Raw genomic sequence first — 21,077 nt, 5'->3', positions numbered from 1 at the left:
TTGTTTATTTACCTTATAAATAAAGAGATCATAAAAAATAAGTATTTAGAAAAACGTTTATCTTTTACCAGATTAAAGCGTAGCTTATTTTTCTATTATGATCTAAAAAAATAAAAAAATATGGAGGCGATTATCATGAAAAAAGTTATGAGTTTTATGTTAGTTTTTACAATTTTATCAATTTCAAGTTTTGCAAATGTATTTGACGATCAGAAAGCATTTACAGAAGTATCAAAGAAAGTTATGCCAGCAGTGGTAAATATTAGTACTGAAAAAGTTATAAAACAAAGATATTATGATCCATTTGAAGATTTATTTAATGATCAATTTTTTGGTAGAAATAATCAAAGAAGAGAACCAAGAGAGATTAAAAGAAAGCAAACTGCATTAGGGTCAGGATTTATCATTTCAGAGGATGGATATATTGTTACAAATAATCATGTAGTTGATGGAGCAGATAAAATAAAAGTTACTTTAAATGACAAATCAACTTATTCTGCTAAACTAATAGGAACAGACAAAGATACAGATATTGCAATATTAAAAATAAAGTCAAATAAAAAATTTAAATATTTAACTTTAGGTAATTCATCAAAATTGGAAGTTGGGCAATGGGCAATTGCAATAGGAAACCCATTTGGATTGAATAATACAATGACAGTTGGAATCATAAGTGCAAAAGGACGTTCTGGAATGGGAATAGAAAATTATGAAAATTTTATTCAAACAGATGCTTCGATTAATCCAGGAAATAGCGGAGGTCCATTAGTAGATATTAATGGAAATGTTATTGGTATAAATACAGCAATTCTTTCTAAAAGCGGTGGGAATATGGGAATAGGATTTGCAATTCCTATAGATATGGTAAAACCAATAAAGAATTCATTGATAAAAAATGGAAAAGTAGAGAGAGGATGGCTTGGAGTTTCTATTCAACCTCTTAATGATAAAATGGCTGAAAAATTTGGATTAAAAGATACAAAAGGAGCATTAATTGGTGAGGTATTAAAAGGAACGCCAGCTGAAAAAGCAGGATTAAAAAGAGGGGATATAGTTTTACAAATTAATGGAGAAAAAGTAAAAGATTACAATGATTTGAGAAATAAAATTGGAGCAGCTGCACCTGGAACAAAAGTTGATTTAAGAATATTAAGAAATAGAAAAAAAATAAATATTAGAGTAAAACTTGGAAAAAAAGCTAATAATGGAAATGGATTAGCATCTGAAGAACAAGAATTAATGGGAATGAAAATAAAAAATATAGATAACAATGTGATAAAACAATTTAATTTAGATAAAAATACAAAAGGGGTAATAGTTTTAGAAGTTTCATATGACTCACAAGCTTATAGTTATGGAGTTAGACCAGGAGATATAATTGTAGAGGTAAATAATAATACAATAACTAACGTTAATCAAATAATGGGAAAATATAAAAAAACTAAAAAAGGTGATGGAATATTATTTTATATAGAAGGTAAAAATGCAAGCAGATATATAATGTTAGAAAAAGATTAATAGATGAAAATAAAACAGGGGGAATATATATTCCCTCTGTTTTATTTTCAAAAAAATATAAAATTATAAAAAACTTTTTAAAATTGTTAAATTTCCGTTTATTTCTATATTAAGGTTAGCAGGAATAAAATAAGTTTCTCCTTTTTTTATATTATATATTTCAGAATTATAAATTAATTGTCCTGCGCCATCAATAATTGATAAAATAGAAAAACTATCTTTTAAATTATAAGAATACTTGTTTTTTATGTCTAATTTATCTACGTTAAAATATTCATTTCTTATTAGATTTTGAATGTTTGTTTCATTGATTTTTATATTTTCTCTATATTTTTCTTCAGTTATTTCAGGCTTTAATCCAAAATTAATAACTTCTAAAGCTTTATCTATATGTAGTGGTCTTAGCTTACCATCTACAACTCTGTCAAAATCATAAATTCTATAAGTAGTATCTGAATTTTGTTGTATCTCACAAATTAAAATAGAACCTTCTGTTGAAGCGTGAACAAGTCCTGGAGAGATATTTATAAAATCACCCTTTTTTACAGGTATTTCATTAAATAATTCTGAAAAATCGTTTTTTTGGACTTTCTTATGAAATATTTCTTTTGAAATATTTTCTTTTATTCCTAATATTAATTTTGCATCTTTAGAAGCATCAATAACATACCAACATTCAGATTTTCCGAATTCTCCTTCATTTTCCAAAGCATATTTGTCATTTGGATGAACTTGTACAGAGAGTTTATCATTTATATCTAGGTATTTTATTAAAAGCGGAAATTTATTTTTAAATTTTGTATATACTTTTTTTCCAACAATAGATTCTCCATATTGATTAATCAATTCTTGTAGAGTTTTTCCTTTGTAGATTCCACTTGAAACAATAGATATTCCATTTTTATGAGTTGAAACTTCCCAAGATTCCCCAATTTTTTTATTTGATTTTAATTTAATATTTAATATAGATTCAAAATTTCTTCCACCCCAAACTTTTTCTTTAAACACTTTTTCGAATTTTAATGGATACATAATTATCTCCTTTTATATTTTTGGATATTTGATTTTTTTATATGTTTAGATTTAAAGTATACATTTTTATATTTTGTCTGTCAAATATTTTTTTAATTTAATATGAAAGTATAAATTTATTTGGGAAATAAGCTACGCCGTTTTTTTGAAATATGCGATTTTTCAAAGAAAAAGTTTTCAGAAACCAAAAATTTTGAAAAACATTTATGTTTTAACAAATGAAGCGTAGCTTATTTTTTATCTAGTGAAAAATTATAATAATAATATTATAGCAAAAATAATTGACATTTTAAGTCAGGTTGTGATTAAATATAATAAAAAAATATTGAAAACAGATAGCATTAACAGATCTGATTCTTAAAGGAGAAAAAGATGAGAATAATAATTGATGCAGATGCGACACCTAAAAATGCAAAATTAATTTGTGAACAATTAGCTAAAAAATATGAATTAGAGTTAATAATGGTAATTGATAATGCACATGAATTAACTGGAGATTTTAAAGTAATAAAGGTTGATAAAGGAAAAGATTCTGTGGATTTGGAAATAGTTAAAATATCTAAAAATGAGGATATAATCATAACACAAGATTATGGATTAGCTACAATACTAATTGAAAAAGTTTATGCAGTAATTCATCCAAAAGGGATGCGGTATACTAAATTTAATATTGAATCTTTAATGTTTCAACGACATATGGGACAAAAAATGAGGAATGCAGGAAAAAGGACAAAAGGTCCTAAAAAAAGAGAGAGAAAAGATGATCAGTTATTTGAAGAAAATTTAATGAAAATTTTAAAAGAATATTTTTAATTTTTGGAGGTAAAATGAATAATTATTGGTTAGGAATAGATGTAGGATCTACAACTGTAAAAACTGTTGTATTAGATCCAATTACAAAAAAAATAGTTTATTCTAAATATTTAAGACATAATGCAAAACAGTCAGAAACTATTTTAGAACTTTTAAAAGAAATAGATAAAAAATATAAAAACAGCAATTTTGAAATAGCAGTATGTGGAAGTGGTGGAAGTTTTATTGCAGATTATACAGGTCTGTTTTTTGTGCAAGAAGTAGTGGCAAATGCTATAGCTATTGGTAATTATTATCCAAATGCAAGGACAGCAATAGAGCTTGGAGGGCAAGATGCGAAAGTTATATTTTTTCATCATGATGAAAAAACTGATAAATTAATTGCATCAGATATGAGAATGAATGGAAGTTGTGCAGGTGGGACAGGTGCATTTATAGACCAAATTGCTGAAATATTAAATGTAGGAGTTGAAGAATTTAATGATTTGGCAAAAAAATCAACTACTCTTTATGATATTTCTGGCAGATGTGGAGTATTTGCTAAAACAGATATTCAACCGTTATTAAATCAAGGAGTACCAAAAAGTGATATAGCTTTATCATCTTTTCATGCAATAGCAAAACAAACAATAGGTGGATTAGCACAAGGAGCAGAAATAGTAAAACCTGTAATTTTTGAAGGTGGTCCACTTACATTTAACACTGAATTAATATCTGTATTTAAAGAAAGACTTGGATTAAATGAAAATGAAATTATAATCCCTGAAAATCCTGAAATTATTGTAGCAGCAGGGGCAGCGTTATCAATAGGTACAATATTTGAAGATAAAAAAGAAATTCATAATTTATCAGAGATTATAAAGAAACTTTCAGAATATAAAAAAAATTATAAATATAAAGTGGAAAAAAATGAGAATTTTTTTGAATCTACAAAAGAAGAAGAAGAATTTTTCAAAAGACATAAAGTAGAAAAATTTGAGCCAAAGCAATATAATAAAGGTGAAAATATAAATATTTATATTGGAATAGATGCAGGCTCTACTACAAGTAAGTTTGTATTAATAGATGAAGATGAAAATATTATTAATAAATTTTATTCAAATAACGCAGGAGAACCAATTGATGTTGTGAAAAATGGTCTTTTAGAAATAAAAGATTATTATGATAAAATGGGGGTTAATTTAACAGTAAAAGGAGTTGGAACTACTGGATATGGAGAACTTCTTTTTGCCAAAGCATTTAAAGCGGATTATCATATAGTTGAAACAGTAGCTCATGCAGAAGCAGCTTTTAAATATGCACCTGATGTATCGTTTATTCTTGATATTGGTGGGCAAGATATGAAAGCCATTAACATAAAAAATAAAATTGTTACAGGTATTGTATTAAATGAAGCTTGTTCTGCAGGTTGTGGTTCTTTTATTGAAACTTACTCAAAAGCATTAAAAATTCCTGTAGAAGAGATTTCAAAATTGGCATTTAAATCGAAAAATCCTTCAAAATTAGGTTCTAGATGTACTGTATTTATGAATAGTTCTATAATTACTGAACAAAAAAATGGACGTTCTGTAGAGGATATTATGGCTGGGCTTTGTAGGTCTGTAATAGAAAATGTATTCACAAAAGTTGTAAGAGTTTCTAATTTTAATAGTCTTGGAAATACCATTCTTGCTCAAGGTGGGACTTTTAAAAATGATGCTGTATTAAGAGCAATGGAACAATATACAGGAATAAAAGTTGTGAGACCTCCTCATTCAGGAGAGATGGGAGCAATTGGAGTAGCTTTGCTTACTAAAAAAAATATGAAGAATAAAAAGACAACTTCTTTTATAGGATTTGAAAATTTAGAAACTTTTAATTATAAAAAGATATCAGGAAGTATATGTAAATTATGTACGAATAATTGTAGTCGAACAATAGTTGAATTTAATGATAAAACTACATTTGTAACTGGAAATAGATGTGAACGAGGAGAAGTTATAGGCGATTTGAAAGATGAGTCAACTTTAAAAGAATTAAAAAACATTATGAGAAAAAAAGAATCTGTTCCTGATTTACTGAAATATAGGAATAAAATTCTTTTTGAGAATTATGCTCCAAAAGAATTAAGTCCTAAAAAAAATATTAAAATTGGAATTCCAAGAGTACTTGAATTTTGGAATAGTTTGCCATTTTGGAAATCATTTTATACATCATTGGGATTTGAAGTTATTGTTTCTGATAAAAGCAGTTATAAAATATTTGAAGATGGATTAAAAAATATTCCATCAGATACAGTTTGTTTTCCTGCAAAAATAGTACATGGTCATATAAAAAATTTAATAGATAAAAAAGTTGATAGAATATTTATGCCAATGATGATGGATATACCGCCTGAAAATGAAAAACATAAAGAAGCAGTAAATATGTGTGCAGTTATTCAAGGGTATCCTTTGGTTATAAAAGAGAATGATGAACCAGAAAAAAGCGGAGTTATTTTTGATACTCCAATGTTTAGATGGACAACTATAAATCTAAGAGATAAACAATTAATAAAATTTATAAATGAAAGTTTTGGATTAAAAAAAGATGTTGTAGAAAATGCAATTTTAGAGGGAGATATAGCTCAGAATATTTTTAAAAATAAGATGTTAGAAGAAGGGAAAAAAGTTCTGGAACAGTTAGAAAAAGAAAACAGATTTGGAGTTGTTATAGCATCAAGGCCGTATCATAGTGATGAATTAATAAACCACAATATATCATCTTTTTTTGTAAATTTAAATATTCCTGTATTAACATTGGATTCTTTGCCTGGTCTTAATGATGTTGATTTAAGTAAAGTAAGACCTGATACAGTAAATCCTTTTCACACAAGGCTTTTTACAGGAGCAATATATACAGCAAAAAATAAAAATTTAGAATTTGTAGAAGTGGTTAGTTTTGGATGTGGTCATGAAGCAATTAACAGTGATGAAGTAATTAGATTAATGAATGATATTTCTCAAAAACAGCCTTTAATAATGAAGCTAGATGAAAGTGAAGTAAAAGGTCCTATGACTATAAGAATTAATTCATTTATAGAAACAATAAAATCAAGAAGAGAAAAACAGGAAAAAATAACATTAAGAAAATTAAAAGAGCCTTTTGGTAATTCAATTTTTTCAAAAAAAGATAAGGGAAAAAGAACTATTTATGTTCCAATTTTATCAGAAACATTTGCAAAAGTTGTTTCGGCTGTTTTAAGTGAAAAAGGATATAATGTACAGCCATTGCCAATTGCAGGAGATAGGGCAAAAGCTTTAGGAAAAAAATATGTACATAATGATATATGTTATCCAGCTCAAATAAACATTGGAGAGATGTTAGCAGTAATGGAAGACAAAAATCCAAAAGAGGTTACATTTGGAATAGCTAAAAATTGTAATGATTGTCGTGCAGGTCAATATTTAACACTTGCAAGGAAAGCATTAGATGAAGCAGGATATAAAGATGTTTCGATTATTACAACTGGAGAAGATAACAAAGGAATTCAGCCTGGGATTAAATTAGGATTGTGGTTTCAATTAGGTATGTTATATGGACTTGTTACAACTGATGCTTTGGAATATATGAAAAGAAGAATAAGACCATATGAAAAAAATAGAGGTGAAACTAATCAAATTTTTGAAAAATATGTAGATAAAATAGTGGAAGTTATGAAAAAAAATTATAAAAATTCACCCAAAATAGTTGAAGAAGCTATTGAGGCATTTAATAACATAGAGTTAATTGAACAAAAACCAAAACCAAAAGTATTTGTAATTGGAGAAATTTTAATGAATTATCATCCATCTGCAAATGAAAATATTGAAGGATATCTTGAAGCAAATGGAATGGAAACTATTTTTCCTTCATTTATAGATTTTTTTAGACGAGATATGATAAAAATAAAAGAGGGAATTAAAAATTCACAAATAGAAAAACCTGTTAGGAATTTTTTATTAGCTGATGTTACAGATAAGATATATCAAAGAGTGGTTAATAAAGTAGAAAAAAGATTAAAAAAGTTTAAATTTTATGAATATAAAAAAAATGTTCATGAATTAGCTGAAAATATAGATGGAATTATAGATAAAACATATACTACTGGAGAAGGTTGGTTAATTCCTGCTGAGATAATTGAACATGCTAGAAATGGAGTTAAAACATTTATAATAGTACAGCCTTTTGGATGTATTCCAAACCATATTACAGGAAGAGGAATGACAAAATCATTAAAAAAAATGTTTCCTGATATACAGATTTTATCTCTTGATTATGATCCCGATACAAGTTTTGCAAATATAGAAAATAGATTACAAATGGTAATAATGACAGCTAAAGAGATGAATAAATTGAGTTTATGATAATAGATATTATAAAGATAAAAATATCATAAACGAATTAATTTTTGAAGGAGAAAAAAATGACATTGCTAATTAGTTTTATTATAAGTACAATAGGTTTAGGATATTTTATGTATGGAAAAAAAAGTTATAATTCTATGTTTTTGGTTATTGGAATAATATTAATGGCATATCCATATTTTATTCAGAATATAATGTGGATGTTGATTGTTGGAGTAATATTAGCAATAATTCCTTTTAAAATATAGATTTTTAAAATTTTTGGATTTTTTTAAACTCTTAAATTGTATAGTTAAAAAAGAAAACAGCCTATTTTAAAATAGGCTGTTTTCTTTTTTTAAAAATTAAAAACAGTTGAAAACTAAATAAAAATGTGTTAGTATAATATTGAAATTGTATTAAAAAAAGATATAAAAAATTGAATGAGAACAATCTATAAATTCGTTAAAAAATAATTATTTGATTTCGTCTAAGAAAATAATAGATGTTTATTATTAAAAAGAATTAATTAAAAAATATTTTAGGAGGAGAAATTTATTATGAAAAAAATTGTAATTTTATTGATTGGTATATTAATGTTTTTGGGATGTGCAAATAACTCTAAAAAAGTAAAATCTCATAAAATAAAAAAATATGATTTAAAAAGAACTAATCTAAAAAAAGATGTGAGATTTTTCAAAGAAGAAGTTTTTAATTTAAAAGCAATATCAGAAGATGGAAAAGTAAAGTTAAGTTGGAATTTAAAAAATCTTAAAAATCTTAAAAACATTAAAATTTCATATAAAGAAGAAAATAAAAAACATTGGCAGCATCAACAAAACATAGGTTTAAAAAATATGATAGAGATAAAAGTGCCTTCACTTACTATGATGAAATTTAGGGTACAGTTGATTTCTAAACAAAATAGAATAAGCAAAGGAAAAATTATAAAAAAAGCAGCTAATGCTAAAAATGTTATTTTAGATAATATATCAACAATCCATAATTGGAGAGCTCAAATATATTTACCTGATAATTACAATAATTCAAAAAAAAGATATCCTGTAGTATATTTAGGAGATGGAAATAATATTTTTTCTACTGTAACTTCATTAAGTCCAATAAAAGCAGAATGGAAAGTTGATGAAATGTTAGAAAGATTAAAAGTAGAAAAAAAGATAGAAGATTTGATAGTGGTAGCTATTGTTCCTTATAATACAAGAGAAAGATTTCCAGATGAAAATTTATTTGTAGATGAAATATTGCCATACATAGATAATAATTATAGAACTATAGCAAATAGAGAAAATAGAGCTATTATGGGTTCTTCTGGAGGTGCTTCCTATTCTTTAGAAATTGGGTATAAATATAATAATCTTTTTTCAATGATAGGGCTGTTATCTTTGCCATGTTTTGAAAGTAATATAGATCTTATAAAAAATTCACCTAAGAAAAATTTGAAAATATGGTTAAGCGTAGGAACAGATGAGATGGAATCAGATTCTTATTTGAAATTTGATAGAAGAGCTTTAGATATGTTTTTAAAAAAAGGATATAAATTAGGTAAAGATATTGTTTATTATGAATTAAAAGATGGAAGGCATAACGAAAAAGCATGGGGAGATATTATAGAATATCCTTTTATATTTTTCAAAGGAAAAAAAGCTAAAAAAATAAAGAAGATGGGAATACAGCTTGAACTTATAAATTCAAAAAGTCATTGGCTGCTATTAAATCCACAAATAACCTTGGACAATGGATTAAAGTATAGTTTGTATAATTCAGCTAAATATAAAATTATAGAAAATGGAAAAGGAGGTGAAGTTAATTCAAAAGGTAATTTTATTTTTGGAAACAGAGATAAAACTAATGTAGAAATAACGTATAAAGATAAAATTAGTAAAATAGAAATTGATTATAATGAATTTAAGGAAAAATTGGAAAAGGGAATTTATACCACGATTAAATTTAAAAATAAAAATGGAAAATTTACAATAAAAGGGCTATATTTGGATATAAGAAGAGTTGATAATATGGATTATATTAATTTTAAATCTGCATTAAAATTAGTAAAAGAAGTTACTTATCCTAATATAAAATATATAGAAAAAGATAATTCTATAGAAGGGATTACAAATAATAAAAAAATATTTATAATTGATATTCAAAATAATATATTAAGTATAAGAGATAAAAATAATAATTTTAAAAATTATAATACATCTTATAAAAAGATAAGAGATAGCTCGTTTATGAAATTAAATTTATTTAAAAGTATATTTTTAGCAAGTAGGAAAATATAAAATTATTTTGAAAATAATCTATGCTATTTTTTTAAGTATGCGATTTTTTAAGGCGAAATTTTTCAAAAAACAAAATATTTTAGGAGGAGAAATTTATTATGAAAAAAGTTGTAATTTTATTAATTAGTGTATTAATGTTTGTTGGATGTGCAAATACCCCTAAAAAGATTAATAATCGAAATATGAATAAAGTAAATAAGAAGAAGGTTAAAAAAGTTGATTATTTTGCAAAAAATATTACAAATTTAAAAGCAATTTCGGAAAATAGAAAAGTAAAGTTAGTGTGGGATTTAAAAGACACAAAAGATATAAAAAATATAAAAGTCTCATATAAGCAAGATGTAGCAAAAATATGGAAAACTATTCTATTACCAGCAGATTCTAAAGAGATAGAAATATCTATACATCCTCTTTTTATGTTGAGTTTTAAAGTCCAATTAATTTCAAAAGATGGGAAAATAAGTAGAGGAAGAAAAGTAAATAAAGCTGCTAATCTTAAAAATGTGATTTTAGACGATATGTCTTTTCTTAGTGATTGGAGATTACAAATATATTTGCCAGATAATTACAACAGTTCTAATAAGAGATATCCTGTAATATATATGGGTGATGGACAAAATATGTTTTATAATAAAACAGCCTCTAATTTGGTAAAAGGCGAATGGAAAGTTGACGAAGCTTTGGATAAATTAAAGAAAGAAAAGAAAATTAAAGATTTAATTGTAGTGGCTTTGGTATCTAATGGAGCCCCTGGAAGATTTCCTGATGATAATGTCTTTGTGAAAAATATAGTCCCTTATGTAGATAAACATTATAAAACTTTAGCAAATAGAGAAAATAGGGGAGTTATGGGCTCTTCTGGAGGAGCAACTTTTTCTTTAAGAATGGGATACCGTTATGAAAATATGTTTTCTATGATTGGATTACTTTCTTTGCCGCCATTTAAATGGAATGCAGATTTAATAAAAAACAGTTCTAAAAAAGATTTGAAAATATGGTTAAGTGTAGGAACAGCTGAAATGGGATCAGATTTTTATACTAAAGGCGATAGAAATATGTTAGATGAATTTTTAGATAAAGGATATAAATTAGGAAAAGATATAATTTATTATGAATCAAAAGATAGTAATCATGATGAGATTGAATGGAGTAAAATAATAGAATATCCGTTTGTTTTATTTTTTGGAGAGAAACAAAATAAAATAAAACAAATGAAAACACAATTTGAATTTTTAGAGGGAGGAAGTCATTGGTGTTTGATAAATCCAATGGTAGATATAGATAATGGATTAAAATATAGTTTATATAATTTAGCTAAGTATGAAATAGTCGGAGATGGTGGAGGAGCTAAAATTGATTCAAAAGGAAATTTTAGTTTTGGAAATAAAGATAGAGTGAAAATAAGAATAACTTATAATGAAAAAATTAATGATATAGAGGTTGATTATAATAAAATAAAAGATAGAGCAGGAAAAGGAATTAAAACAAAAATTTTTCACAATGGAGTTCATGTTGAAAACTTAGATATTAGAAAATTTGAAGGCGTTGATTATATTAGTTTTGAATCAGCATCTGTTTTATTTAATGAATTATTATTTTCTGAAATTAAATACAAAAAAGATGGAGTAAATTTAATTGGAAAAGTTAGAGATAAAATAGTTTTTAAAACAGATATAGAACAAAATAGACTAAAGATTAAAAATAGAGATATAAACTTTAATAATTATGGAATATCATATGAAAAGACAACAGATAAAACATTTATACCTTTATTTATTGTTCAAAATGAATTGTTAAAGCATAATATTTTATTTATAATTGATAGATTACCTTATATTTTAAATTATAAATTAATAAAAGAGACTAATGTTGAGATTACTAGAGATATATTGAATAACTATGGAAATATAACTCAAAATAATTTAACTGAAAAATCAAAATTATCAATATACAGAACAATTATTAATTTATTAAAAAGTCAAAATAGTGGGATAGATTCTGAATTTATAAAAAAATATGAAAGAGAAGTTATAAATTCTAAAAGTTCTAATGATTTTTTTGAAATTATTAATAAAATAATAGATATAAAAGATGGAAATTTTTCAATTACAAAATATAAAGAACCTTTTTCTAAGGGGCAGGAATATATGTTTGGATTAGTAAAAGGGAAAATGGTAATTAGAGCTCTTGGAAGAACAGTTTTAAAGCTTGGCAATACAGATATATATGAAATGAAAGTTTATAAAGATTATTTGAAAGATCATAATAAAGAAAAATTTTTGAAAAAAATGAGGAAGATGTTAATAACTGATAGAGTTTCAAGATTAATTACAGATAAAAAAGGAAAAATTGGGGAAAATAATGATATTTTATTTTTAGCTGATGGGTCTATAATATTTAAGTCAAATAAAGTTAGAGTAGAATAAAGCTTATTATCTTTTGAATATGATTCAAAAACAAGCAGATAAAAATTATCTGCTTGTTTTATTAGATTATATCTGGTAAAATAAATTAAAAGAATAAATTCATATTTTTCGTTGGCATTTTGTTTGTTGATTTTCTAAAAAAACTAATTTAAATTTAATCATGATTTGTGTTTAACTTACCAGCTACTTGCGATGAGTTAGTTGATTTGAGTTTAGTAATTAAGAATATAAATAAACTAAAAATAGGGAGGCGCAAAATGAAAAGAGTGAAAATAAGTGAGGATTTGTCAATTTCTAGGATTATACATGGATATTGGAGATTAAATGATTGGGATTTAAGTAAAGAAGAAGTTTTGAGCTTAATAAAAAAAGATATTGACAGTGGAATAACTACATTCGATCATGCTGATATTTATGGTGGATACAGTGTAGAAAGAAAATTTGGAGATATTATCTCTATGGATCCAAGAATAAGAGATAAAATAGAGATTATAACAAAATGCGGGATACAACTAAAGGCAGATAATAGACCTAATAATTGGATTAATCATTATGACACAAGTAAAAAACATATTATAGAATCAGTAAAAAAATCTTTAAGAAATTTTAGAACCAATTATATTGATATTTTATTAATTCATAGGCCAGATCCGTTTATGAATCCAGAAGAGGTAGCAGAAGCTTTTCTTGAATTAAAAAAAGCTGGGAAAGTTAGAGAATTTGGAGTTTCTAATTTTTTGCCATCACAAGTGAATATGCTGCAAAGTTATTTAGATTTTCCAATAACAGTAAATCAAGTGGAGATATCAGCATTACAAGTTGAACAGTTTTATAATGGAACTATTGAAAATTGTTTTGAAAAAAGGATAACACCATTAGCTTGGTCGCCGCTTGCAGGTGGAGAAATTTTTAAAGGAAATAGTGAAAAAGTAGTTAGAGTTAGAAAAACATTGGAGAAAATAGCAAAAGAACATAATATATCTGGAATAGATGTAGTAATGTATTCTTGGCTATTAATGCATCCAGCAAAAATAGTTCCAATAGTTGGAAGTAGCAAATGGGATAGAATAAGAGCTGCAATGTATGCTTTGGAAATTAAATTAAGCAGACAAGAATGGTTTGAAATATTAGAAGCTGCTAATGGGAATCAAATTCCTTAGAGAAGGGTTTAAAATAAAAATTAAGAAGAAAAGGATTTATTAAAAAACTATGTCCATTGCATAAGCGGGCATAGTTTTTTATAATTTTTATAAATTAGTAGTGTTAAATTTCATAAAGAAGTTCTACAAAAGAGAGAAATTAAAAAAAGGGTCTTGCTATTTTAGTAGAAAATGATAAAATATATTAAAAATATTATAATTTGAGAATTTTAGGAGGTACAAATGAAAAGTAAAGATATAGCTAAAATAGCAGGAGTATCAAGGAGTACAGTTTCTAGAGTTGTAAATGGATATTCTAATGTTCCGCTAGAAACAAAATAAAAAGTAATGGAAGTAATAAACAAATATGGATATGTTCCAAACTCTTTAGCAAGAGCTTTAGCAGGAAAACGTTTGGTATAGGTAATAGATGATGAAGCAATATATGGCGGGGGTTATTTGGTTGGAGTTGATTGGAAAATAGGGGAAAGTGTGGTTAAAAAGCAGGGCCGTTCAATGCTACATTTGAAACAAACTTGCTTATTAATATAAGCCAACATATTTAAATATTCTATCTACATTTAATACATTATTCCATAATTCTTTGCTAATATTTTTAATATTATTTATTCTTAAAATATTTAAAACAAAGCTTCTTAATTTTAACATAATATTTGCATTAATTCTTATTCTTGATTTGTCTTCTTTTAAAGTCTCATCTCTAACATAATGATTACAGTTTTCTATTCTCCAATGACCTCTAATTCTTTCACATAATAATTTTGCTGAACAAATTTCAGTTGAAAAATAATAAGCTATTTCCTGACTATTTTCCCATTCTTTTGTTTTTGTATTAAGGTGAATGGCTTTAGTTGGAGAAAAAATAATAGGATTATTTATACTTGATACTATTAAAAATGTAAACGGAAGAATAGTAGATTTATCTTGTTTTTCTAATTTTATAGCTTTAGGAACGTTTAAAAAATAAGTTTCTTATATTTTGTTATAAAAATGCTTAAATTATTGCGTATTTTAAAACAAAATGGGAAGGTTATTTTTAAGCCATTCCTTAGTAGTTGAGTGTGCAGATGAAATTGAATATAATGTTTTGTTTTTTTGTAGTTACAGAAGAAGAATATCAAAAAGTTGAAGAAACAAACCTGCTTTCTAAAAAATGATATAAAATTGTTATAATTGATCAAAAAGAAGATGAAAAAATATAATTTATATTAACTCTAATAATATAATTGGAAGTTATAAAGCTGTAAAATATTTAATATATCAAGGACAGGATATAAAGATATAATTCATTTAGCAAATGCTCCTAATAAAATATTTGTAATAGAAAGAAAAGATGGATATATAATTTTGATAGAATTGGTTTTTTAATCAACTACTTAATCAAAATATTCATTCCAAGAAAGCACAGAAAATGTGCTTTCTTTTTTTTCTTTAAAATTTCGTTTAACAACAATTCTTGCTAAGATTTTATTATTGTTGTTAGATATTTTAATAGAAAATATATTTGAAGAAGTATTAAAGATATTTCTAAAAACATGTTCTAAATTTTTAGGAACAATATTATTATCAAATATAGAACTAATTTTGTCAATTGAGTTATTGTTCATATATTCAATGATATCTGATTTATAATTTCTAAATTCTTTTGATTTGCATATATTAAAAATAAAATTCAATTGTTCTTTAGTAAGAATGTTTATATTTAAGGAACCAACAGTCATAAAATAATTAGTAAATAGTTCTTTTTTTTCGGCTGTTAAATTAAGAGAATTAATAACATTAGTAACGTTTATATTAAAACTTTTTATTTTAAAATTCTCATCAAAAGTTGTAATAATATTATTTATTTCTTCAAAATTAAATTTATCATAAGTAAGTTTTTTCTCAAGAGTTTTGATGCTGTAAAGATAAAAATTAAATTTACTATATACATCAAAATATTTAGAGTCGCTACCATTGGAATTTAGTATCATATTAGGAATATACTTGGAACTGTTTTTGTTAATATCACTTCTAGAATAAAAATTGATATTTAACAAGCTTCCAACATCAGAGATTTTTACATGATATACAAAGTTATTTAATTTATCTGAAAAAAGATTATTCCAATTATCAGATTTAAAATCATATTTTGTTTCATCATTTTTTAAAATTGAGATAGCTTTATTGAATCCAGATATTATAGCCATATCTGAATCAGTATGATTAATATAGTTAAAAGAGTTTTTTCTATTAAAAGAATAATTAGTAATCAGATAGCTTGTGATTAAAGATATAATTGATATTATCCATAAAATAAAAATTAATATAAAACCTCTGTTTTTTGTATTCATAATGAAATTTCTCCTATAGATTTTCTTTAAAAGATACAATATTATGAAAAGAATGTCAAGAAACTATTGAAAAAAAATAAAAATAATGATATACTTTTTTTTAATTAGTTTTTGATTGATAAAATTATGTTTAAAGAGGGGGTTTTGTGTGCAGTTTAAGGTATTATTATATGCGTTAATTTTATGTGGAGTGTATGTTTCATATGATATGTGGTCAGAGACAAAAAACAGTGGAATAGATATTATAAAAGGTGAAGAATTAGAAAACAGAATTTCTTTGATGAAGTATGAAAAAGATAAAAGAAAGCAAAAAACCATTGAGAATAAAAATAAAAACAAATATATGGATAAAAAGCAGGAAGATATTGGGAAATATATTGTAAAATTACACAGTAAAAAATTATTTAGTTTATCTAAAAAAAAAGACGAAAAAGGATTAAAAGAGAAGAGTTTTATAAGGGCTCCTGAGTTAAACGGCGTAAAATTAGTAGGAATAATAAATGAAAAGGAAAATAATAAAGTACTTATAATAATTCATGATGAGAATAAAATTTTTAAAGAAGGGGATATTGTATATGGGAAATGGAAGTTGTCACAGATAAATTTAGATTCGATTATAGTTAAGAATGAAAATTTTTTTAAGACGATAAAATTTAAAAAAAGGGTAGGGAATTAATGAGGAATATAGAAAAAATTATAAAAAAATACAATTTAATAATAAAGGAAAAAGATAAAAATAGTATAATTTTTTTTTCGAAGCTTAATCATAATGCACAAGTTATTCATGAAATAGAGGTGTTTTTAGGAAAAAAAGTGAAAATAGAAAAACTTGAAAATGAAGAATTTATTAAATTGGATTATGAAAAAGAAGAATGGAAATCAGATATACTTGGAGAAGTAGATATAACAGGATTTAAAAGTTTTTTAGAAAATGAGAATATAAAAAATGTAGAAGATATAGAAGAGATGGCAAATGAAGCTCCAATAATTAATCTAGTAAATATGATTATAGCAAATGCAGTAAAAAGGGACTCAAGCGATATTCATATAGAACCTTTTGAACAAGGAGTTGTGGTAAGATATAGAGTGGATGGAGTACTGATAAATATAGGCATTTTACCATTGTATATAGCACCAGCATTAGTAACAAGAATAAAAATAATGGCATCACTTGATATAGCAGAAAGAAGAATCCCGCAGGATGGAAGAATAAGGATAAAAATTTTTTCAAGAGAAGTGGACATAAGAGTAGCCATAGCACCAATAATAAATGGTGAAAATATAACATTGAGAATACTTGATAAGAAAAAAAGTTTATTAAAGCTTGAAAATATAGGATTTGATACCTATAATTTAAAAAAATATTATGAGATATTAAAGAATACAACGGGAATTATACTAGTCACGGGACCCACAGGAAGTGGGAAAACAACGACACTTTATGCAACTTTAAACTATCTAAATGCTTCAGAAAAAAAAATAATAACAATAGAAGATCCAATAGAATATCAGATAAGTGGAGTGAACCAGATGCAAGTAAAGCCAGAAATAAATTTTACATTTGCAAATGGCTTGCGATCGATATTGAGACAGGATCCAGATATTATAATGATAGGAGAAATAAGAGATACTGAAACAGCGAAGATAGCAGTTCAGGCAGCTTTAACTGGTCATCTTGTATTGGCAACATTACATACAAATGATGCACCGAGTTCGATAATGAGATTAAAAGATCTTGGAGTAGAAGATTACTTGCTTGCAGCATCTTTAAAAGGAATTATTGCACAAAGACTTGTTAGAAAAATATGTCCAGATTGTAAAGAAGAGAAGAAACTAAAAGATGAGAGCCATAAAAGATGTATAACATGTAATGATATTGGATATGTAGGAAGATTAGGACTATTTGAAGTAATGAATATAACAGATGATATAAAAAGAATGATTTCAGAAAAAAGAGAATTACAGGATATTATAAAAGAATCAAAGAAAAATGGTATGAGAACAATTTTTGAAGATGGAGAAAAGAAAATAGAAGATGGCATAACAACAATAGAAGAAGTGATAAGAGTTACAAGTGGTTAGGAGGTAAAATGTCTTTATACAAGTATAAAGGATATAATAAAAAAGGAGAAAAAGTAGAAGGAACAGTGGAATCTACAAATGAGCAGCAAGCTTTAAATGATTTAAATAGAAAAGAGATAACAATATATGAAATAAAAGAGGAAATAGCAACAATCTTTTCTAAAAGAGCAAGTCTAAAAGATATATATATATTTACAAAAAATATGAATACACTATTAAAATCAGGTATGAATCTGGGAGAATCATTAGAAACAGCAACAAATCTCACAAAGAATAAATATGCCAGAAAAGTTTATGATGCTATATATGAAAAAGTAAGAAAAGGTGAAAGCTTTTCAATAGCATTATCTTCATATCCTGGATATTTTGATCAAAGATATATAAGTATGATAAAAGCTGGAGAAGAAGGAGGATTTATAAAGGCTGTTTTTGAAGAACTAAAAAAAACAATTTATGAAAAAATGAATTTCAGGAAATTCATAATATCAACATTGACTTATCCGGTTATTTTAATTTTTGTTGGAATAATATCAGTGGCAGTAATGTTTGGGTATGTACTTCCAAGATTTAAGCAGATATATGATAATTATGGGCAAAAACTTCCTAAAATTACAAGTGTGATTATTGATTTAGTGAACTTATTTGAAAAGAATATAATAAGTATTTTTGCGGTTAGCATGATATTTATTGTTTTAAGTTATATTTTTTTTAATTCAGAATTTCTAAAGCGAAAAGTATATAAATATCTATTAATAATACCTTTTGTTAATAAAAGTTATAGAAAATTTTTTCTGTATAACTTTTCATCAATGATGAGTGGATTATTAAATAGTAAAGTTTCGCTTATAAAATCTCTAGAAATATCAAAAACACTTACAAAAAATCAATATTTAAAAAATGAAGTTGAAAAGATAATAACAAAAGTTGTAAATGGTAATAAATTATCAGAATCATTAAATGGGAATTTTTTATATGATAATCTATTTTTTCAACTTTTAAAAGTAGGAGAAAATAGTGGGGATTTAGGTCTGTCTTTTGCAGATTTATCAGATACATTGAATGATGAATTAAAGAGTAATATAGCAATATTTTCAAAAGTATTTGAACCACTGGTAATAATAATTATAGGAATTATATTTGGAGTATTAATTTATGCAATGCTGATACCAATAATTAATTTAGCAGGTATAGAAAAATTATAATAAGGAATGGCTTAAAAATAACATTCCCATTTTGCTTTAAAATACGCAATGTTTTAAGCGTTTTTATAACAAAATATGAGAAGATTATTTTTTAAACGTTCCTAAGTGTCTTTAAAAAAGAAGTTTATTATATTTTGTGAGAGGAGTTTTTAATGAATAAGAAAAAAGAAAATGGATTTACATTGATAGAAATTATAATAGTAGTTGTGATAATAGGATTTTTAGCAGCAACTATAGGGCCAAATCTTTTTAATCGAGTATCACAAGCTGAAAAAGTTACAACGAAGAATCAGATTAAAATAATACAAATGGCACTTGATAATTATTGGTTAGATAATAAGAATTATCCTACTACAGAACAAGGATTAAGGGCATTAACAGAAAAGCCAATAACATATCCTATAGCTGGAAATTGGAATGGTCCTTACCTTGAAAAGAAAGAGATACCAAAAGATGCTTGGGGAAATAAATTTGAATATAGGAGTCCCGGATATAACAATCCTGAAAAATATGATATTTGGTCTAATGGAGAAGATGGAATAGAAGGCGGAAAAGATAGCGATGATATTACAAACTGGTAAAAAAGAAAAAGGTTTTACTTTTATAGAAATGATAATAGTAGTAGTTATTCTTTCGTTGATATTGACAATTACAATAAATAATATGCAAAGATATGATAAATCAATGAATAGAAAACTTATATTAAAAGGGGTAGAAGAGAAATTTCAATACTTTAAAGATAAAGCAATTATTGAAAAAAAAGATATAGAAATAAAAGATATAAGAGAACTTATATCTGAAAAAAAGATTATATCAGTTAAATGGGATGAAAATAATATGAATTTTAACAACGAATCAGATAATGGAAGTAATAAAATAATATTTAATAAATATGGAAAAGTGTTAGGTGAAAATGTAGAAATAAAAACTTCATATGGAACACTAAATATAGAGATTCAGGAAGAAACAGGTGAAGTAAATGTCGAATAATAGAGGATTTACCCTTATAGAAGTTCTTGTTGCAGCAGCAATTTTAGCAATGTCAGTTCCGTCATTTATTTCACTTACGATAAAGTTATCTAATAACAATATAAATTATATAGTGAAATCTAAAGTACACAAATTAGGGGCGAACAAGCTAGAAGAGATAAATGATAAAATAAGTTATGGTTTAAATGGTGTAGATGATATTAATAGAATAGAAATTAATTGGAATATAACAGAAGAAAGAATAGAAAATAATCTGATTAAAAGAACATTTAGAGCAAATTATAAAATAAAAGGAATTGAAAAACATGATATATTATCTGCAATTTTTAACCAAGAGGAAGCAAAGAAAAATGAAAATTGAGAAAGGATTTACATTAATAGAATTACTTATAGCTATTTCTATATCCAGTCTTGTAATCTATTCTGCAATTGCTTTTCTATCTATAATAAATAAAAGTTTAAATATGAAAACAGAAAAATTAATAGGGACAGAAGATAAAATAGTAGAGATATTAAAATATAACTTGCGAAATATTAATTCAACTATGGATTTTAAAGGTAAATATAATGAGATGGAATTTGATAGGATATTAAAAAATGAAGAAAAGCATATTAAGATATTTTTTAATGGTTATAAACTAATTATTAAAGAGAATAAAAAGGAATTTGATTTAACAGAGGAAGAAGAGTACGCAAGAGTGGAATTTATCTATATAGGTTTAAATGGTGAATGGAAGAGTGAATGGGACTTCCTTAAAGAGAAGAAAATGCCAAAAGTAATTACTATAAGATTTTTTAAAAAATCCAATAAAATAATAACAAAAAATATATCAATCTATTTAATGAGAGATTTATAAAATGATAAAATTTGAGGA

Annotated in this window: 17 protein-coding genes and 1 pseudogene; 16 read left to right on the top strand and 2 right to left on the bottom strand. The window is 25.2% G+C overall.

Going from position 1 to position 21,077, the window contains the following annotated elements:
• Nucleotides 1-135 precede the first annotated feature (135 nt).
• Nucleotides 136-1,518: a DegQ family serine endoprotease gene (locus tag RDY08_RS11600; RefSeq protein WP_307905577.1), complete on the top strand. Its 1,383-nt coding sequence runs from the start codon at nucleotides 136-138 to the stop codon at nucleotides 1,516-1,518.
• 63 nt (nucleotides 1,519-1,581) lie between these two features.
• On the opposite strand, the gene manA is transcribed toward RDY08_RS11600, so the two are convergent.
• Nucleotides 1,582-2,550: a mannose-6-phosphate isomerase, class I gene (gene manA / locus RDY08_RS11595; protein WP_307905576.1), complete on the bottom strand. Its 969-nt coding sequence runs from the start codon at nucleotides 2,548-2,550 to the stop codon at nucleotides 1,582-1,584.
• Nucleotides 2,551-2,922: 372 nt separating this feature from the next.
• Here manA and RDY08_RS11590 point away from each other — a divergent pair, with 372 nt between their 5' ends.
• The 8 genes and pseudogenes from RDY08_RS11590 (at nucleotide 2,923) to RDY08_RS11555 (ending at nucleotide 14,562) form a co-directional block, all read left to right on the top strand.
• Nucleotides 2,923-3,363 (top strand): YaiI/YqxD family protein, encoded by a 441-nt coding sequence (locus RDY08_RS11590; RefSeq protein WP_307905575.1) that lies wholly within the window; start codon nucleotides 2,923-2,925, stop codon nucleotides 3,361-3,363.
• A 14-nt stretch (nucleotides 3,364-3,377) separates the two neighbouring features.
• Nucleotides 3,378-7,727: an acyl-CoA dehydratase activase gene (locus RDY08_RS11585; RefSeq protein ID WP_307905574.1), complete on the top strand. Its 4,350-nt coding sequence runs from the start codon at nucleotides 3,378-3,380 to the stop codon at nucleotides 7,725-7,727.
• A 59-nt stretch (nucleotides 7,728-7,786) separates the two neighbouring features.
• Nucleotides 7,787-7,975, top strand: coding sequence for a hypothetical protein (locus RDY08_RS11580; protein ID WP_307905573.1), 189 nt, complete (start codon nucleotides 7,787-7,789; stop codon nucleotides 7,973-7,975).
• 291 nt (nucleotides 7,976-8,266) lie between these two features.
• Nucleotides 8,267-10,009 carry an alpha/beta hydrolase gene (locus RDY08_RS11575; protein WP_307905572.1) on the top strand — a complete coding sequence of 581 codons (1,743 nt, stop codon included), beginning with the start codon at nucleotides 8,267-8,269 and terminating at the stop codon, nucleotides 10,007-10,009.
• A 98-nt stretch (nucleotides 10,010-10,107) separates the two neighbouring features.
• The gene (locus RDY08_RS11570; protein ID WP_307905571.1) at nucleotides 10,108-12,435 is read left to right on the top strand and encodes an alpha/beta hydrolase; all 2,328 of its coding nucleotides are present in this window, start codon (nucleotides 10,108-10,110) and stop codon (nucleotides 12,433-12,435) included.
• A gap of 257 nt (nucleotides 12,436-12,692) precedes the next feature.
• Entirely contained in the window at nucleotides 12,693-13,595 is a 903-nt protein-coding gene (locus RDY08_RS11565) for an aldo/keto reductase (RefSeq protein WP_307905570.1), read from the top strand.
• Nucleotides 13,596-13,817: 222 nt separating this feature from the next.
• Nucleotides 13,818-13,985: pseudogene (locus tag RDY08_RS11560) on the top strand (LacI family DNA-binding transcriptional regulator); the annotation flags it as partial.
• Between the two features lie 451 nt (nucleotides 13,986-14,436).
• Nucleotides 14,437-14,562: a hypothetical protein gene (locus RDY08_RS11555; RefSeq protein ID WP_307905569.1), complete on the top strand. Its 126-nt coding sequence runs from the start codon at nucleotides 14,437-14,439 to the stop codon at nucleotides 14,560-14,562.
• 409 nt (nucleotides 14,563-14,971) lie between these two features.
• Here the strand turns inward: RDY08_RS11555 and RDY08_RS11550 are convergent, their stop codons facing one another.
• Nucleotides 14,972-15,928: a hypothetical protein gene (locus RDY08_RS11550; protein WP_307905568.1), complete on the bottom strand. Its 957-nt coding sequence runs from the start codon at nucleotides 15,926-15,928 to the stop codon at nucleotides 14,972-14,974.
• Nucleotides 15,929-16,076: 148 nt separating this feature from the next.
• Between RDY08_RS11550 and RDY08_RS11545 the strand changes: the two genes are divergently transcribed.
• From RDY08_RS11545 to RDY08_RS11515, 7 genes are all read left to right on the top strand, one after another.
• On the top strand, nucleotides 16,077-16,604 hold the full coding sequence (locus RDY08_RS11545; protein WP_307905567.1) for a hypothetical protein: 528 nt from the start codon (nucleotides 16,077-16,079) through the stop codon (nucleotides 16,602-16,604).
• Complete coding sequence (locus tag RDY08_RS11540) at nucleotides 16,604-18,010, top strand: GspE/PulE family protein (protein WP_307905566.1); 1,407 nt, start codon at nucleotides 16,604-16,606, stop codon at nucleotides 18,008-18,010. The genes RDY08_RS11545 and RDY08_RS11540 overlap by 1 nt, the downstream gene beginning before the upstream one ends.
• A gap of 8 nt (nucleotides 18,011-18,018) precedes the next feature.
• Nucleotides 18,019-19,212, top strand: a complete 1,194-nt coding sequence (locus RDY08_RS11535) for a type II secretion system F family protein (protein ID WP_307905565.1) — start codon at nucleotides 18,019-18,021, stop codon at nucleotides 19,210-19,212.
• Between the two features lie 152 nt (nucleotides 19,213-19,364).
• Nucleotides 19,365-19,793, top strand: a complete 429-nt coding sequence (gene gspG / locus RDY08_RS11530) for a type II secretion system major pseudopilin GspG (protein WP_307905564.1) — start codon at nucleotides 19,365-19,367, stop codon at nucleotides 19,791-19,793.
• Nucleotides 19,774-20,202 carry a type II secretion system protein gene (locus RDY08_RS11525; RefSeq protein ID WP_307905563.1) on the top strand — a complete coding sequence of 143 codons (429 nt, stop codon included), beginning with the start codon at nucleotides 19,774-19,776 and terminating at the stop codon, nucleotides 20,200-20,202. Before gspG ends, RDY08_RS11525 begins: the two co-directional genes overlap by 20 nt.
• Nucleotides 20,192-20,563: a type IV pilus modification PilV family protein gene (locus RDY08_RS11520; protein ID WP_307905562.1), complete on the top strand. Its 372-nt coding sequence runs from the start codon at nucleotides 20,192-20,194 to the stop codon at nucleotides 20,561-20,563. The genes RDY08_RS11525 and RDY08_RS11520 overlap by 11 nt, the downstream gene beginning before the upstream one ends.
• Nucleotides 20,553-21,059 carry a PilW family protein gene (locus RDY08_RS11515; RefSeq protein WP_307905561.1) on the top strand — a complete coding sequence of 169 codons (507 nt, stop codon included), beginning with the start codon at nucleotides 20,553-20,555 and terminating at the stop codon, nucleotides 21,057-21,059. The genes RDY08_RS11520 and RDY08_RS11515 overlap by 11 nt, the downstream gene beginning before the upstream one ends.
• Nucleotides 21,060-21,077 lie beyond the last annotated feature (18 nt).

This window comes from Haliovirga abyssi (assembly GCF_030295325.1).
In the GTDB taxonomy this organism is placed as follows: Bacteria; Fusobacteriota; Fusobacteriia; order Fusobacteriales; family Haliovirgaceae; genus Haliovirga; species Haliovirga abyssi.
This window is presented reverse-complemented; position numbering and strand designations above follow the sequence as displayed.

Bases quoted from the DNA above. Each gene is read 5' to 3' on its own strand.
- RDY08_RS11600 (WP_307905577.1), top strand. From the start codon at position 136: ATGAAAAAAGTTATGAGTTTTATGTTAGTTTTTACAATTTTATCAATT.
- manA (WP_307905576.1), bottom strand. From the start codon at position 2,550: ATGTATCCATTAAAATTCGAAAAAGTGTTTAAAGAAAAAGTTTGGGGT.
- RDY08_RS11590 (WP_307905575.1), top strand. From the start codon at position 2,923: ATGAGAATAATAATTGATGCAGATGCGACACCTAAAAATGCAAAATTA.
- RDY08_RS11585 (WP_307905574.1), top strand. From the start codon at position 3,378: ATGAATAATTATTGGTTAGGAATAGATGTAGGATCTACAACTGTAAAA.
- RDY08_RS11580 (WP_307905573.1), top strand. From the start codon at position 7,787: ATGACATTGCTAATTAGTTTTATTATAAGTACAATAGGTTTAGGATAT.
- RDY08_RS11575 (WP_307905572.1), top strand. From the start codon at position 8,267: ATGAAAAAAATTGTAATTTTATTGATTGGTATATTAATGTTTTTGGGA.
- RDY08_RS11570 (WP_307905571.1), top strand. From the start codon at position 10,108: ATGAAAAAAGTTGTAATTTTATTAATTAGTGTATTAATGTTTGTTGGA.
- RDY08_RS11565 (WP_307905570.1), top strand. From the start codon at position 12,693: ATGAAAAGAGTGAAAATAAGTGAGGATTTGTCAATTTCTAGGATTATA.
- RDY08_RS11555 (WP_307905569.1), top strand. From the start codon at position 14,437: ATGGCTTTAGTTGGAGAAAAAATAATAGGATTATTTATACTTGATACT.
- RDY08_RS11550 (WP_307905568.1), bottom strand. From the start codon at position 15,928: ATGAATACAAAAAACAGAGGTTTTATATTAATTTTTATTTTATGGATA.
- RDY08_RS11540 (WP_307905566.1), top strand. From the start codon at position 16,604: ATGAGGAATATAGAAAAAATTATAAAAAAATACAATTTAATAATAAAG.
- RDY08_RS11535 (WP_307905565.1), top strand. From the start codon at position 18,019: ATGTCTTTATACAAGTATAAAGGATATAATAAAAAAGGAGAAAAAGTA.
- gspG (WP_307905564.1), top strand. From the start codon at position 19,365: ATGAATAAGAAAAAAGAAAATGGATTTACATTGATAGAAATTATAATA.
- RDY08_RS11525 (WP_307905563.1), top strand. From the start codon at position 19,774: ATGATATTACAAACTGGTAAAAAAGAAAAAGGTTTTACTTTTATAGAA.
- RDY08_RS11520 (WP_307905562.1), top strand. From the start codon at position 20,192: ATGTCGAATAATAGAGGATTTACCCTTATAGAAGTTCTTGTTGCAGCA.
- RDY08_RS11515 (WP_307905561.1), top strand. From the start codon at position 20,553: ATGAAAATTGAGAAAGGATTTACATTAATAGAATTACTTATAGCTATT.